This window comes from Methylorubrum thiocyanatum, from assembly GCA_014138645.1.
Taxonomy (GTDB): domain Bacteria; phylum Pseudomonadota; class Alphaproteobacteria; order Rhizobiales; family Beijerinckiaceae; genus Methylobacterium; species Methylobacterium thiocyanatum.
In genome coordinates this window covers 45,550-59,598 of sequence record JACJIB010000004.1, presented here as the reverse complement: position 1 = coordinate 59,598, position 14,049 = coordinate 45,550, and the positions used below count along the sequence as shown (strand labels likewise).

General features: G+C 72.4%; 15 protein-coding genes. 2 read left to right on the top strand and 13 right to left on the bottom strand.

The features are described from left to right. Positions 1–121: 121 nt before the first annotated feature. The 7 genes from HNR51_RS11505 to HNR51_RS11475 form a co-directional block, all read right to left on the bottom strand. The gene (locus HNR51_RS11505) at positions 122–535 is read right to left on the bottom strand and encodes a PilZ domain-containing protein (protein WP_012456532.1); all 414 of its coding nucleotides are present in this window, start codon (positions 533–535) and stop codon (positions 122–124) included. Positions 536–618: 83 nt separating this feature from the next. Further along, positions 619–867 carry a hypothetical protein gene (locus HNR51_RS11500; RefSeq protein ID WP_141953802.1) on the bottom strand — a complete coding sequence of 83 codons (249 nt, stop codon included), beginning with the start codon at positions 865–867 and terminating at the stop codon, positions 619–621. 148 nt (positions 868–1,015) lie between these two features. Continuing rightward, positions 1,016–2,923 (bottom strand): glycoside hydrolase family 15 protein, encoded by a 1,908-nt coding sequence (locus HNR51_RS11495; protein WP_141953804.1) that lies wholly within the window; start codon positions 2,921–2,923, stop codon positions 1,016–1,018. 111 nt (positions 2,924–3,034) lie between these two features. Then, positions 3,035–3,289 carry a hypothetical protein gene (locus HNR51_RS11490; RefSeq protein WP_141953806.1) on the bottom strand — a complete coding sequence of 85 codons (255 nt, stop codon included), beginning with the start codon at positions 3,287–3,289 and terminating at the stop codon, positions 3,035–3,037. 60 nt (positions 3,290–3,349) lie between these two features. Beyond that, positions 3,350–4,543, bottom strand: coding sequence for an N-acetylglucosamine-6-phosphate deacetylase (gene nagA, locus HNR51_RS11485; RefSeq protein WP_182555036.1), 1,194 nt, complete (start codon positions 4,541–4,543; stop codon positions 3,350–3,352). Positions 4,544–4,648: 105 nt separating this feature from the next. Then, positions 4,649–5,662, bottom strand: a complete 1,014-nt coding sequence (locus HNR51_RS11480) for an SIS domain-containing protein (protein ID WP_182555350.1) — start codon at positions 5,660–5,662, stop codon at positions 4,649–4,651. A 26-nt stretch (positions 5,663–5,688) separates the two neighbouring features. Then, a complete protein-coding gene (locus HNR51_RS11475; RefSeq protein ID WP_182555035.1) occupies positions 5,689–6,576 on the bottom strand; it encodes an N-acetylmuramic acid 6-phosphate etherase in 888 nt (295 codons plus the stop codon). 312 nt (positions 6,577–6,888) lie between these two features. Between HNR51_RS11475 and HNR51_RS11470 the strand changes: the two genes are divergently transcribed. Further along, positions 6,889–7,683 carry an endonuclease/exonuclease/phosphatase family protein gene (locus HNR51_RS11470; protein ID WP_182555349.1) on the top strand — a complete coding sequence of 265 codons (795 nt, stop codon included), beginning with the start codon at positions 6,889–6,891 and terminating at the stop codon, positions 7,681–7,683. An 80-nt stretch (positions 7,684–7,763) separates the two neighbouring features. Next, a complete protein-coding gene (locus HNR51_RS11465) occupies positions 7,764–8,831 on the top strand; it encodes an asparaginase (protein WP_182555034.1) in 1,068 nt (355 codons plus the stop codon). Between the two features lie 286 nt (positions 8,832–9,117). Here HNR51_RS11465 and HNR51_RS11460 read toward each other — a convergent pair whose 3' ends face one another. The 6 genes from HNR51_RS11460 to cyoC all read right to left on the bottom strand — a co-directional run bounded on the left by HNR51_RS11460 (position 9,118) and on the right by cyoC (position 14,009). Continuing rightward, the gene (locus tag HNR51_RS11460) at positions 9,118–10,671 is read right to left on the bottom strand and encodes a phospholipase D-like domain-containing protein (RefSeq protein WP_182555033.1); all 1,554 of its coding nucleotides are present in this window, start codon (positions 10,669–10,671) and stop codon (positions 9,118–9,120) included. A 115-nt stretch (positions 10,672–10,786) separates the two neighbouring features. Beyond that, entirely contained in the window at positions 10,787–11,485 is a 699-nt protein-coding gene (locus HNR51_RS11455; RefSeq protein WP_182555032.1) for a TVP38/TMEM64 family protein, read from the bottom strand. A 178-nt stretch (positions 11,486–11,663) separates the two neighbouring features. Next, positions 11,664–12,074: a hypothetical protein gene (locus HNR51_RS11450; RefSeq protein WP_182555031.1), complete on the bottom strand. Its 411-nt coding sequence runs from the start codon at positions 12,072–12,074 to the stop codon at positions 11,664–11,666. 156 nt (positions 12,075–12,230) lie between these two features. Next, the gene (locus tag HNR51_RS11445; RefSeq protein ID WP_182555030.1) at positions 12,231–12,947 is read right to left on the bottom strand and encodes an SURF1 family protein; all 717 of its coding nucleotides are present in this window, start codon (positions 12,945–12,947) and stop codon (positions 12,231–12,233) included. A 61-nt stretch (positions 12,948–13,008) separates the two neighbouring features. Continuing rightward, positions 13,009–13,404 carry a cytochrome o ubiquinol oxidase subunit IV gene (gene cyoD, locus HNR51_RS11440; protein ID WP_182555029.1) on the bottom strand — a complete coding sequence of 132 codons (396 nt, stop codon included), beginning with the start codon at positions 13,402–13,404 and terminating at the stop codon, positions 13,009–13,011. Further along, complete coding sequence (gene cyoC, locus HNR51_RS11435) at positions 13,401–14,009, bottom strand: cytochrome o ubiquinol oxidase subunit III (RefSeq protein WP_041372173.1); 609 nt, start codon at positions 14,007–14,009, stop codon at positions 13,401–13,403. The genes cyoD and cyoC overlap by 4 nt, the downstream gene beginning before the upstream one ends. Positions 14,010–14,049 lie beyond the last annotated feature (40 nt).

Sequence of the window (14,049 nt, the reverse complement as noted above, 5' to 3'; positions counted from 1 at the left end):
GCGAGGACAGCGCGGCGGAAGTTTTGTGAGAGACACGAATGCGGCTGCCGGATTTCGGAAAATTACGAAGTCAGGAAAACAGGCTCGCACGTCGTCCCGGTGATCGGAACCGCCCCTTGCCTCAGGCGAGGGTCGGCGTCCCGGCTTCGGGGCGTGCGCCCATCGTGGCGAGCACCGAGCGCAGGGCGGCGTTCTCGGCCTCCAGCTCGCCGATGCGGCGCAGCAGGACGGCGAGCGACGGATCCGTCACCGCGGCGGGGGCCGGCTCGGCAGCGGGCTTGTGCGCCTCGGAGAAGGCGACCCCGACCGCGTCGCCGCGGCGCCAGCGCAGGTTCGAGCGGAGGGTGATCTCCTTCTGCGGGATGTAGAGGTCGAACGATTCCGGCAGCGTGTTGGTCTCGCTCAGCTCCAGCCGTGCGCCCATCTCCGAGAAGTCGCGGATGAGGCAATCCATGCTGGAGGCCCCCTTGTTGAAGTGGATCCGTCCCTTGAGGAAGGTCCGCTTGCGGGTCTCCTGGCGCTTCTCGCTGATCATGATCGGTCTCCGGCCCCTCCGAACGGCCCGCCCGGTCTAGCATTCCGGCCGTTAAGGAATGCTCGACGCGATCACGCCCGCCCTCACGGGTCGTCGGCCCCGCGGCGCGTGCCGCCCTCGTCGAGGCACTGGAACAGGTAGAAGCCGTTGAAGCGCACGGCGGTCGCCGCGGCGCGGTCGTCGAAGCCGGGGGGCGGGTTCGCGCCGGCGTCGATCCGGCCGCCGAAGGTCCAGCGGCGCCCGCCGACGAAGCGCGGCACGGCGCAACTCTCCGGCACCGCGCACAGGAGAGACTCCTGGCCCCGGCGGCGGAACAGGTTGTAGCTTCGCATCGGATCGCCTTCGCAACGCTGCACCCTCGCGAAGAGAGTTAACCCGACAATCGGTCCGGTTTGTGTCGCGCGGCATCGAACCGATCAATCCTCCGGGAGGACGGAGGCCGGTCTCGCGCGAACGCCGCGCGGTGTCCGTCCGCGGGGCTCAGGCCGGGACGGTCTGGGCGTCGGCCCGGCAATCGGGCTCGTCGGTCCGGGTCTGGCCGTCGCGCGCGGCGGCGAGGCGGACGGCGTGGTTGATCACCGCCATGTGGGTGAAGCCCTGCGGCAGGTTCCCGCGCTGCTCGCCCGTCCGCGCGTCGATCTCCTCGGCGAACAGGCCGAGATCATTGCCGCGGGCGAGCAGCCGCTCGAACAGGGCAGCGGCCTCGGCGTTGCGGCCGGCCAGGGCGAGGCAGCCGACCCGCCAGAAGGCGCAGGCGGTGAAGGTCGCCTCGTCGCCCTCCAGCCCGTCCTCGATCCGGTAGCGGTAGACGAGGTCGCCCGCGCCGAGTTCCGCGGCGACCCGCTCCAGGGTCGCCGCGACCCGCGGATCGTGCGGGTCGAAGGCATCGAACAGAGCGGCGCGCAGAACCGCCGCGTCGAGATCGTCCGAGCCGTAGGCCATGGTGTAGGCGCCGCGGGACGGATTCCAGCCGCGCGCATGGTACTCGGCCCGGATCTCGGCGGCGGCCCGCTCCCACGTCGCGATCGTCGCCGCGTCGGCGAGGCGGTGCTTCGGATCGGCGCGGGCGATCTGCACGGCGCGGTCGAGGCCGACCCACAGCATCGCCTTGGTGTGCAGGCTCTGGCGCTTCTCCGTCCGCATCTCCCACAGGCCGTGGTCGGGGGCATGGCGGGCGCGCAGGATGTGACCCGTAAGGTGGCCGAGGGCCTCGGGCAGGTGGTCGTTGACCTTCACCGGCGGGTCGTATTCGACCGCCTCGAGGTAGCCATGGAGGGCGACGAGGAACTCGCCGTAGATGTCGTACTGGTCCTGGTCCGCCGCCGCGTTGCCGATCCGCACCGGCGCGACGCCGCGCCAACCGCGCAGGTGATCGAGGGTCTCCTCCTGCGGCACCGGGCCCTTGAGGGCGTACATCAGGTGGAGGTCGCGGCCCCGGCTCGTATCGGCCTCGCGCAGGAAGCGCAGGAACTCGGCGGCCTCGCGGTCGTAGCCGAGATTGACGAAGGCAGTGACGGTGAAGCTCGCGTCCCGCATCCAGACGTAGCGGTAATCGTAGTTGCGGTTGCCCGGCACTGCCTCGGGCAGCCCCGCGGTCGCGGCGGCGACGATCCCGCCCGAGGGGCCGTGGGTGAGGAGCTTGAGGGTCAGGGCACTGCGCAGGACCGACTCGCGGTAGGGCCCCTCGTAGGTGCAGCGGTCGGACCAGGCCTCCCAATAGGCGCGGGTGGCGGCGAGCGAGGCATCGACCTCGGCCGTGAGCCCCTCCCCCGCCGCGTCGTCCTCACTCTCGGCGCCGTGATGTTTGGCGCCGTGGGCGATCACGAGGTCGGCGCGGGCGCCGGACGTCAGCGCAAATCCGCCCTCGGCCGCGCCCTCGCGGAGGGTGAGCGGCACGGCGCAGGCGGCGCGGATCGCGTCGCCGCCGCCGTGGAAGCGGATCTGTGTCTCGCTCGCCACCACCGCTTCGGTCGGAGCGCGGGCATAGTCGAAGGTCGGACGCAGGAACCAGTGGCCGGATACGCGGCCGGCGATGCAGGCGAGACGGCGGACCACCCGGCCCTGGGCATGGCCGTCCGGCCCCTCCTCCGGCACGGCCTCGTGGGGATGGAGCGGCATGAAATCGGTGAGCACCGCCCGGCCGGTGGCGGTGACGAAGGTGGTCTCGAGGATGTTGGTGCCGGGCAGATACCGGCGCGTGACCTCGGTCAGACCGTCGAGGGCGAGGCGGCAGGTGCCGCCGCGCTCGCGGTCGAGCAGGGCGAGGAAGACCGCCGGCCCGTCGTGGCGGGGCCAGCACAGCCAGTCGAGGGAACCGTCGCGGGCGATCAGGGCCGTGGTGCAGGTATCGCCGATCACGGCGTAGTCGGCGATGGGTTTGTCCGTCACGGTCGCTTCCGGTCGAGTGGCGCCGCGCCAACGTTCCGAGGCGGGCAGGGTTCGACCCTGCGACATCGGCGAACCGGCGAGCGGATCCGGATGACCGAGCGCGAATCGCGCTCAGAAGCGCGGGGCGCCGCGCATCATCCGCCGCTTCTTGACCGGGCGGTGAGCACGCCGCGTGCCGTAGCCGCCGGGCCGCCGATAGTTGCCGTTGTTGACCCCGGCGGAGCGGTCATTGCCGGTGGCGCTCGATGACGGCGAGAGGCCGCTGCCCGCATTGCTGCTGGCATCCTGCGCGCCGGCCGGGCCGGCCACGGCCAGGAAGAGCGTCGCGGCAAGGGCGACGAGGCCGCTTCGAAGCGGAAGCTTCATGGTTCGAATCCTTCGAGACATCACAGCCCGCTGGGGCTTTGTGAGGGAGCGAACCGCGGTTCAGGGGGCTTGTTCCCCGCCGCTCTCCTCGCCGCTCTCCTCGCTGCTCTTGCCGCCGATCCAAGTGCCGAGCACTATGAGGTCGTCGGAGAGGGCGACGAGATCCGCGGCGTAGCCGGGGGCTATCCGGCCGAGCCGCGCGTCGAGCCCGAGGAACCGGGCCGGCGTCAGCGCGGCCATGGCCAGGGCTTCTTCGAGTGAGGCGCCCCCACGGCTGCTCATGTGGCGCACGGCCTGGGCCATGGTGATCGCGGCGCCGGCCAGCGTGCCGTCCGGGCCGGTGAGGCGGTCGCCGACGCAGGTGATGCGGCGGCCGAACAGGGTGAAGGACGCGTCCGCCCGCCCGTCGCCGACGGGGGGCATGGCGTCGGTGACGAGCATCAGCCGGCCGCTTCCCTTGAGGCGCAGGGCGAGCCGGAGCTGGTCGTCGCCGACATGGTGACCGTCGGCGATGATTCCGGCGAAGGTGGCCGCCTCGGCGAGGGCGATGCCGACGGCGCCGGCCTCGCGGGGTCCGAGCTGCGACATGGCGTTGAACAGGTGGGTGAAGCCGGTCAGCCCCTCCCCGAGCGCCGCCCGGATCGCGGCGCCGGTATCCGCCGTGTGCCCGGCGCAGACGCGGGCGCCGCGGGCGACGAGATCGGCCACCGCGCCGGGCGGCACCCGCTCGGGCGCCAACGTCACCAGGGTGAGGCCGCGCGCGCCCAATCCGGTCAGCAGCGCCGCATCGCCGGGGCCGAACTCCGCCAGCCGCGCGGGATCGTGGATGCCGATGCGCTGCGGGCTCAGGAACGGCCCTTCCAGATGGATGCCGAGGATGCCCGGTACGCCCGCCGTGATGGCGGCCGCGACGCCCGCGATCGCCGCGCGGATGGCGGGGCGGGTGTCGGTGATGAGGGTCGGCAGGAGCGCGGTGGTGCCGCCGCGCCGGTGCGCTGCCGCGATCCGGGCGATGCCGGTCACGCTGGAATTGTCGTTGAGGAGCACCCCGCCGCCGCCATTGACCTGCAGGTCGATGAAGCCCGGCGCCAGGATCGTGCCTTCGGCCAGGCGCGTCACGGGCAAGCCCGCGGGCGGTTCGGCGGCGAGATCGGCGATCCGCCCCTCGCGCACCACCACGGTGCGGTCGCGCAGGAAGCGTTCACCGTCGAAGACCCGCCCTGCTGCCAGCGCGTAATGATCTTGAGATCCCAAGGGATCATCCCTTTGGCGGGGTGCCGGGGCCGCGCCCCGGCATCCATTCAGGGCCCTGCCCCGGACCGGCGAAAAGGCTCGCCTTCTCAAGACCCGAACGCGTCATCACAGCGTCTCCGTGACCTTGGTGAGGCCGGCCGGCTTGTCAGGGTCGAGGCCGCGGCGGCGGGCCTCCGCCTCGATGGCGCGGTAGGCCGGCACCAGCATGGCGATGGGATCGCAGGCCGGGTGGCCGTCGCCGAGCCAGGGCAGGGTGCCGAGGGGACCGCCGCAGGCATGGACCCGCAGGCCGTCGCGGGTCAGGTCGCGCACGAGTTCGTCTACGCCTTCAGCGAGCGGATCGGCCTGGCGCAGGGCCAGGACCGGCGTCGCGGCGGAGAGGGAGGCGCGGGGACCGTGGCGCAGCTCCGCCGCCGAGTAGCCGAGTGCCGGCAGGCGCAGGGTCTCGGCGAGCTTGAGGGCGATCTCCCGCAGCGGCCCGAGCCCGTGACCGCGCCCGGTGATGAAGGCCGCCGGGGCGCCGTCGAGGTCGGCGCTCCACGCCGACCAGTCCAGGGAAAGGGCGCGGTAGAGCCGTTCCGGCAGGGCGGCAAGGCCCCGCTCCAGATCCCCGTCGCCGGCCCAGGCCGCCACCAGGGCGGCCCCCGCGATGGCCGAGTTCGTCACGGTCTTGGTGGCGGCGACCGCCCGCTCCGGCCCGGCGAGGATCGGCAGGACGAGGTCGCTCGCCCGCGCGGCCGGCGAATCGGGATCGTTGACGAGGGCGAGCGTCAGCGCCCCGCCGGCCCGCGCGGCCTCCGTCGCCGCCACGAGGTCGGGCGAGCGGCCCGATTGCGAGACCACGACGAAGAGCGCGCCCGCGACCTGGGGCGGCCGGGCATAGCCCGTCACCACCGAGGGCGCGGCGGCCGAGACCGGCAGGCCGAGCCGCGTCTCGATGAGGTAGCGCAGATGCACCCCGGCATGGCCCGAGCTTCCGCGCCCGCACACGACCACGAACGGGAAATCCCTGGCGCCGAGCGCCTTGCCGATCCGGGCGGCTTCGCCCGCTGCCAGCACCGCGTCGGCGGCGGCGGGAATCTCGGCGATTTCCCGCGCCATGAAGGTCGTTGCGCCCAAGATCGTCGCGTCCAAGGTCGTCGCGCTCATGATCGCCCCACCTCGCGAAGTGCCCGGCGCAGACTGCCGTCGTGGCGCAGGAGCAGGTCGTCGGCCCGTGCCTGGCTCATGCCCCCCGCGAGCAGCACCGCGCGCTTGATGTCGCCCTCGGCCCGCGCCAGGGCGTCGGCGGCGGTGTCCGCCGGGCAGCCGGCGAGTTCGGAGACCATGGCGACGCCGCGGGCGCGCAGCTTCCGGTTGGTCGCGCGCATCGCCACCATGCGCCCGCGATAGACCCGGCCGAGCCGGATCATCACCAGCGTCGAGAACAGGTTGAGGATCACCTTCTGCGCGGTGCCCGCCTTCATCCGGGTGGAACCGGCCAGCACCTCGGCCCCCGTCGCGGCGAGGATGCCATGGGCGGCCTCGCGCAGGATCGGGGCTTCGGGGTTGTTGCTGATGCCGATGGTGACGGCGCCGCGGGTGCGGGCGGCCTTGAGCGCCTCGACGGTGAAGGGCGTGATGCCGCTGGCAGCCAGCCCCACCACCACGTCGCGGGGGCCGACCTCGGCTCGGGCGATCCAGGCGGCGCCGTCGGCACCGGAATCCTCCGCATCCTCCACGGCGCGCAGGAGCGCCCCCTCCCCCCCGGCGATGGCGAAGCCCAGCTGCGCCTCCGGCCAGTCGAAGGTCGGCGGCAGCTCCGCCCCGTCCTGGACGCCGATCCGGGCCGAGGTGCCGGCCCCGACATAGACCAGCCGTCCGCCCTCGCGCAGGCCGGGCTCGGCGGCGCGTGCCGCCGCCTCGAGCGCGGGCAGGGCCGGCCCCACCGCCGCGACCGCCGCGAGCTGGCCCTCCCAGAGCGCCTGGAGGATATCGAGTCCGCCCCAGGCGTCGAGATCGACGTAGCGGGCGCTGGCGTCCTCGGTCCTCATGACGGCCCTGCCCCTCTCGTCCGCATCGTCGTCCATCCGGTCCCACTCTCGGCGGGGCGTCAATCGCCTCGCCTCTTCGAAAGAGGTCATCCCCGGTGCGGTTCCGCCGCGAGAGGAAAACGGCGCAGGGCGGGATCGGGCCGCATCGCGCCCGGCCCGGTCAGGGATCGGTTGGCCCGGCCCGGCGTTCGGTTGGCGCGCGCCTCTCCGTCTCTTCGCCGACGGACGCGCCGCACACCGGCCGGGGGAGAGGACGTGCACGAGGGGCCAGTCGAGGAAGACATCGGGGGGCAGGTCGCCGAGCGGCCGGGCATCGCGGCGGGTGCGCCGGAGCCGGCGGGCTCGCGGCCCTTGCGCCTCCTCACCTACAACGTCCGCCATTGCCGCGGCACCGACGGACGGGTCGCGCCGGAGCGGGTCGCGCGGGTGATCGCCGCGCTGGAGCCCGACATCGTCGCCCTCCAGGAGGTGGATGTCGGGCGCGCGCGCACCGGCGGCCTGGATCAGGCCGAGGCGATCGCCCGGCTGGTCGGCATGTCCTCGCACTTCCATCCGGCGCTCCATGTCGAGGAGGAGCGCTACGGCGATGCCCTGCTGACCCACCTGCCGTCGCGGCTGCGCCGGGCGGACGCCCTGCCCGGCCTCGTCCGGCGCCCCGGCCTGGAGCCGCGGGGGGCGCTCTGGGCCGAGATCACGGTCGGCACGGCGCGGCTTCAGGTGCTCACCACCCATTTCGGGCTGCTCGGGGCGGAGCGGATCGCTCAAGCCGAGGCGCTGCTCGGGCCGGACTGGCTCGGCGACCCGGCCTGCCGCGAGCCGGTGGTGCTGCTCGGCGACTTCAACGCCACCGGTTGGTCGCGGGCCTACCGCCGGCTGGGCCGGCGCCTCACCGATGCGCGCCGACTCACCGGCGAGCGCCGATGGCGGCGCGGCACAGCGAGCTTCCCGAGCCGCTTGCCCCTGCTGCGCATCGACCATGTCTTCGTGAGCGAGGGCGTGAGGGTCGATCGGATCACGGTCGTGGACACCCCGCTCGCGCGGCTGGCCTCGGACCACTTGCCGGTCCTGGCGGAGATCCGGATCGGGCCGGCCCGAGACTCCGCTTGAGGCTCGGCGTGGGTGCGCGCAGGGTTGCTCCGGGCCGGCACGGACGACCGGCCGTGTCAGGTGAGAGGATGCGCCGCGCGATGACGAAGACGCTTGGATACCGGACCGCTCTCGGTCTCGCCGGCCTGATCGCGCTGACAGCTGCGACGCGATCCGCGCCGGCCCTGGCCGAGCCGCCGCGCATCGCCGTGGTCGCCACCGGCGGCACCATCGCGATGAAGCTCGACCCCAACACCCACGCGCCGGTCCCGGCCCTGTCCGGCGAGGATCTCGTCGCGGCGGTGCCGAAGCTCAAGGACATCGCCACCATCGAGGTCACCGAATTCAGCAACGTGCCGAGCGACTATATGGGCCCGGACCGCTGGCCGGCGCTGACCGCCCGGCTCGACGCGCTGCTCGCCGATCCGGGCATCCGCGGGGCGATCGTCCTGCACGGGACCGACACTCTCGATCAGACCGCCTATTTCCTCGATCTGACCCTGAAGAGCGACAAGCCGGTGGTGCTGGTGGGCGCCCAGCGCAACGCCTCGGACGCCGACGCCGACGGCCCTCGCAACCTCCTCAACGCCGCGCGCCAGATCCTGGCGGAGGGCGCGGCGGGCCAGGGCGTGACGGTGACGCTCAACCACCGCATCAATGCGGCGCGGGAGGTGCGCAAGACCCACACCAGCAACGTCGAGACCTTCAATTCGGGCGAGGCCGGCATCCTCGGCTACGTGGACGAGGACCGGGTGGTGTTCGGCCGCCGCTCCCTGCGACGCCAGACCCTGCCGCTGCCCGAGCGCCTGCCGCGGGTCGATCTCGTGGCGATGTATGCCGGCGCCGACGGCTCCCAGGTGCGTCACGCCGCCGAGAGCGGGGCCGAGGCGATCGTCGTCGAGGCCTATGGCTGGGGCAACGTCAACGCCGAGATGCACGATGCCATCGCCGAGGTCATCGCCAAGGGCGTGCCGGTGATCGTGGCGACCAAGGTCCATGACGGCCGTGCGCTCCCGGTCTACGGCTTCAAGGGCGGCGGCAACACCCTGCGCAAGGCTGGCGCGGTGTTCGCGGGCGACCTCACGCCGGACAAGGCACGCATCCTCACCCTCCTAGCACTGCCTGCGAGCAAGGACCGGGCGGCGCTGCAGGCCGTGTTCGACCGGTAGCTTCGGTCGACGGCGCCGCTAGCGGACCGATCGCCCGACTTCGTGGGGCCGCTCTGGTCCGCTCTGGTCCGCTTTCTTGGGCCCTCCCCCTCGGCGCATTCTGGCGTCCACAACGCTCCTCATGCTGAGGTGCTGCGCCAGCCGCCTCGAAGCACGCCACGGCGCTTCCCCAAGCAGACCTGTGCCTCGGATCGACCGTTCAGGCGGGCTTCGAGGCCGAGCTTTCGCGCGGCACCTCAGCATGAGGACCGACGAGTTTGCCGGAAGAGGACGCTCGAAGGGGCACTTATGACACCTCCAGGGTTGCCCCTTGCGGCGACGCGCCGGCTTCCGAGACTGCGGCGTCGGCGACCCGGCGCATCGCCTTGCGTCGGCGCCAGGGCCGCCACGCATCGGCGGGGCTGGCCGGATCGCCGAGATGGAACGCCTCAACGAGGCGGGCCACGGGGCCGCGGCGGGAGGGGATGAGCGGGCAGATCCGCGAGCCCGGCATCAGCCGGGGATCGTCGAGCACCGCCCGCAGGGAGCCGCGCGCCTCGAAGGCCTGAGCGAACACGTCCGGTGGGCAGCCGCCGTGATGGGCGAGCAGCCGGATCAGCAGCCGGCGCAGGGCGGCACGGGCCTCCGTGTCGCCCGCGGGCACCTCGACGGCGAGGTCGCACTCGGTGTCGTAGCCGAAGGAGCGGTTGTTGAGGTTGGTCGAGCCGATCCGCATCAGGCGCTCGTCGATGATCGCGACCTTGGCGTGGACCAGGATCGGCCGGCGCTTCTCCGTATGCGGCGCCACGATCCGCAGGCGGTCGAACCGGTCGGCGCGGCGCAAGTGGCGGATCAGGCCGCGGCGGGCGCTGTCCATGGTCAGGCGGTCGAAGCCGCTCGGGCTGCGCTCGGACAGCACGATGACGATCTCCGGCCCCTCCGGCTCGGCGAGGCGGGCGGCGAGCGCCTCCGCCACCACCGGCGAGGTCAGGTACTGGTTCTCCAGATAGATGAAGCGCTCCGCCGCCCGGATCGAGGCGCGGTAGAGCGCGGCGCTCTCCGTGACGGCCGGGCGCCCGGCGAGCGGCGGATCGGTGCGGGCGAGGCCCACCGTCACGTCGGTGAGATGGGGCGCGAGGGCGGGGGGCCAAGGATCCTGATCAGAATCCTGATCGGAATCCTGATCGGAGCCGGCCGCGGCGGGCGGAAAGGTTTCGCCGGTGGCGCGGCGCCAGCGCTCGCGGGCCAGTTCCGCGAGCGCCCCCGCGGCGGAGCCGTCGACCAGCATCATCACGTCGTGCCGGGGCGGGTAGTCCTCGCCGGAGGGCAGGCGGCGGCGGGGATCGCGGTCGCGATGGGCCGGCGTGTCCCAGCGGTTCACTTCGAAGTCGCTGCCGCCGCTGAACGCGATCGCGTCGTCGATCACCAGGATCTTCTGGTGCTGGCAGGCGCCGAAGGGCAGCGTCCCGTCGATGCGGAAGTCGATGTCGGGCCCGAGGCTCGCGCGCACGCTGTCGGGCGTGTGGTCGTTGCCCGCCGAGATCGGCCAGGGCATGTCCCAGATCAGGATGCGGATGGCGAGGTTCGGCCGCTCGGCCTTCAGGCGCCGCAGCAGTTCCGCCAGGGTCTCCCCGGCATCGGGCGACGTCCCCGGCAGCAGACGCGCGCGGGGGTCGAAGCTCCAGCCGATCAGGGTGACGCTCTTCCGGGCCCGCAGGAGCGCGGCATGGGCAGCGGCGAAATAGGCGGCGCCGTCGTGCAGCACCGCCGCCCGCCGCGCCCGCTCCCGGCGCCAGCAGGTGAGCCCGGGCCGCAGCCAGCTCTCGGCCGATCCTTCACCCACTCCGAGATCCATCCTCATCCGCATTCCGACCGATCGCGCCCTGACGGCGGCGGGTTCCCTCGCCCCGGCATCCGATTAAGCATTCGCGCGGGCGTCGCCCGGCCCCGCCGGATCGGTGCCGAACCGGAGCCGCTCATCGGGCCCCGGCCCTTCCGCCCTCGAGCTTCGCCCGCACCCGCCGCCGGGTGAGTTCCACCGCCGCGAGGGTGGCGAGCAGCCCGAGACCCAGGGTGATCCAGTGGGTCGGCTCGTCGCTGCCGGCATGGCGGCCGATCACGCCGAGATAGACGCAGACCACCGTCCCCGGCAGCATGCCGATCACCGTGGAGACCAGATAGGCGGGGGTGCGGACATCCGTCACCCCGAGGACGTAGTTCTGGGCGTTGAACGGCACGAAGGGGCTGAGCCGCATCAGGGTCATGAGCCGCCAGCCGCCGTCGCCCACCGCCTCGACGGTGGCGTTGAGCGCGGGCCGGCGCTCGATCAGCCGGCGCACCCGGTCACGCAGCAGCGTGCGGGCCGCCACGAAGGCGAGCCAGGACCCCAGGGTCGCGGAGACCAGCACCACCGGCATCACCGCCCAGCCGAAGGCCACGGCTCCGGCGATGGTGAGCGGCGTGCCCGGCACGACGAGGAGGGTGGCGAGGAAGAACAGCACGCCGAAGGCGAGGAGGCCCCACGGGCCGAGGCCGTTCGCCCAGTCGGAGAAGGCCCGCAGCCCCTCCTCGACCGGCAGGAGATACCACGCCGCGACCGCCAGGGCGGCGGCGCCGGCCATGGCGGCCCATGTCTGGACCGGCCTCGTGTGGGCCGGGCGGCTGGTCTTGTCCATTCAGGGGCTCGAAGGGGTCGGCGCGCTGGTCGCCCGCGTCCCCAAACCGTTGGCCGGCGTAACTGTTCCCGCCAAGCTCGGCCGTTTTTGCCCCCGGACGACTCTCGGGCGACCGTACGCGCTGCTCCCGGCCGCCGCTCCCACCCTCAGCGCAGTGGCCGGACGCGCGGTCCGCTCCTCACCAGTCGCGGTCGAGCCGCACCGCGATCCGGCTCGGCCGCGCCCCGGCCAGCGCCCGTTCGAGGGCGGCGAGCGCCTGGCGTGCCTTGCCCAGCCGGGGACCGCGCCAGCGGCGCTCGTAACCCCGCGGCGCGACCACCGACTCGCCGAGGCGATCCCCGGCGGCGACGAGGCGATCCACGGCACGCCGGATCGGCGGCGTCTCCTCGGTCAGCACGCAGAGATCGGAGAGGATGTTGCGCAGGGCATGCAGTTCGTTGCGCCCGCCCTCCTCCCCCGCCAGCGTGGCGAGGGTGCGCTCCATGGCCGCGACGAGAGTTGCGAGGGGCTGCGGGACACGGCGGGAGGCTTCCTCCCTGTCGGGACGGACGAGGCCGTCGGGCCCAGCTCTGCCGAGGGCGACTTCCATAGCAGCTCCGCTCATTCCGGGATGGAAGGCGCGATTCGCGACGCTATTCGGTCTACAGCCGGATCCCAGCCGGAATAATAACCTAAGCAATGTTTTCGAAAAGGATTTCACGCCGGCGGATTAAAAACATCTTCCTGAGCGCGGACGTGCCGGCGCTCACCGCGCCGCGGACGGCTGCCTGAGGACGAAGATCAGGGCACCGGCGGTCATCAGAGCCAGCGCGTACCATGTCAGCGCATAGACGAGGTGGTTGTTGTGGAACGCCACCACCGTGAGCCCGCCCATCGGCAGGCCGCCGGGATTGGGGGCGCCGTCGGCATCGACGAAGTAGGGGGCGACCGCGGTCGGGCCGTCGATGCCGCGGGCCGTGGCGATGGCGGCGACGTCGCGGGAGTACCAGCGGTCGGCTGCCGGATCGTTGCGGCGCAGGAAGCCGCCGCCGGGCTCGGACAGGCGCAGCAGGCCGGTGAGCGTGACCTCTCCCTCCGGCTCGCCGGCGGCGCGGGCGGAGCGCTCGCGCGCCTCCGTGGGCACGAAGCCGCGATTGACGAGGACGGTGAAGCCGCGATCGGTGACGAGCGGCACCAGCACCCAGAAGCCGGCGCCGCGCTCGCTCAGGGCCTGGACCAGCGTGGCGCGGTCGTGGGCGAAGCGGCCGGTCAGCCGGACCCGGCGGTACTCGGCGGAAGCCGCGGTGAGGCCGGCCCATTCTTCCGGCCCCGGCGCGGGGACCGGCTCGGCGTGGATGCGCGCCTCGACCCGGTCGATCAGGGCGAGCTTCCAGACCCGGCGCTCGACCTGCCACGTGCCGAGGCCGAGGAACACGCCGGTCAGGGCGAGGCCCGCCAGGACCAGCACGATCCGGGCGAGCAACGGGCGCCGCCGGCCCGTCGCGGGGCCGGCGGGGTTCGGGGATGCACGGTCCGGGGACGCGTCAGGGGGCGTGACGCATCTCCTCGGCCGAGATCGGCATCATGTTGGTGTTGAGATGGTGCATGACCCAGATCGACCCGCACAGGGTGATGACCACGAGGGTGATCGTGAAGATCAGCGCCAGGAAGGTCCAGCCGCCCTCCGACTTCGTGTTCATGTGCAGGAAGTAGATCATGTGGACCACGATCTGCACCACGGCCAGCGCCAGGATGACGACGCCGGTGACGACCTTGTCCTCGATGACGTTGCCCATCACCAGCCAGAACGGGATCGCCGTCAGGATGACGGAGAGCACGAAGCCCGTCACGTAATCCTTGAACGAGCCGTGCCCGTGAGCATCCTGCCCGTGGCCGCCATGGCCGTGGGCGTGATCGTCGGCGTGCGCTGCCCCGCTCATTGCAGGACTCCCATCAGGTACACGAAGGTGAAGACGCCGATCCAGATGACGTCGAGGAAGTGCCAGAACATCGACAGGCACATCAGCCGGCGCTTGTTCTCCGGGATCAGGCCCTTCCACCGGGTCTGGACCATCAGCGTGACGAGCCAGATCAGGCCGAAGGTGACGTGCAGGCCGTGGGTTCCGACCAGGGTGAAGAACGCCGACAGGAAGCCGCTGCGCTGCGGCGTGGCGCCCTCGTGGATCAGGTGGGAGAACTCCCACAATTCGAGGCCGACGAAGGCCGCGCCGAACAGGCCGGTGACCGCGAGCCACAGCTGGGTCTTGGACAGGTCGTCCTTCTCCATCGCCAGCATGGCGAAGCCGTAGGTGATGGAGGAGAACAGCAGCATCGACGTGTTCACCGCCACGATCGGCAGGTCGAACAGGTCCTTGGGCGAGGGCCCGGCCGCGTAGCTGCGGCCGAGCACGGCGTAGGTGGCGAACAGGACCGCGAAGATGAGGCAGTCGCTCATCAGGTAGATCCAGAAGCCGAGCATCGTGCTCCCTTCCGGGTGATGCTCGCCCTCGAGATCGAGGAAGTTCGGCGCGTCGGCGTCGGACATCCGTTCGCCGACGAGGGTGTGGGTCGCGTGGGTTGCCATG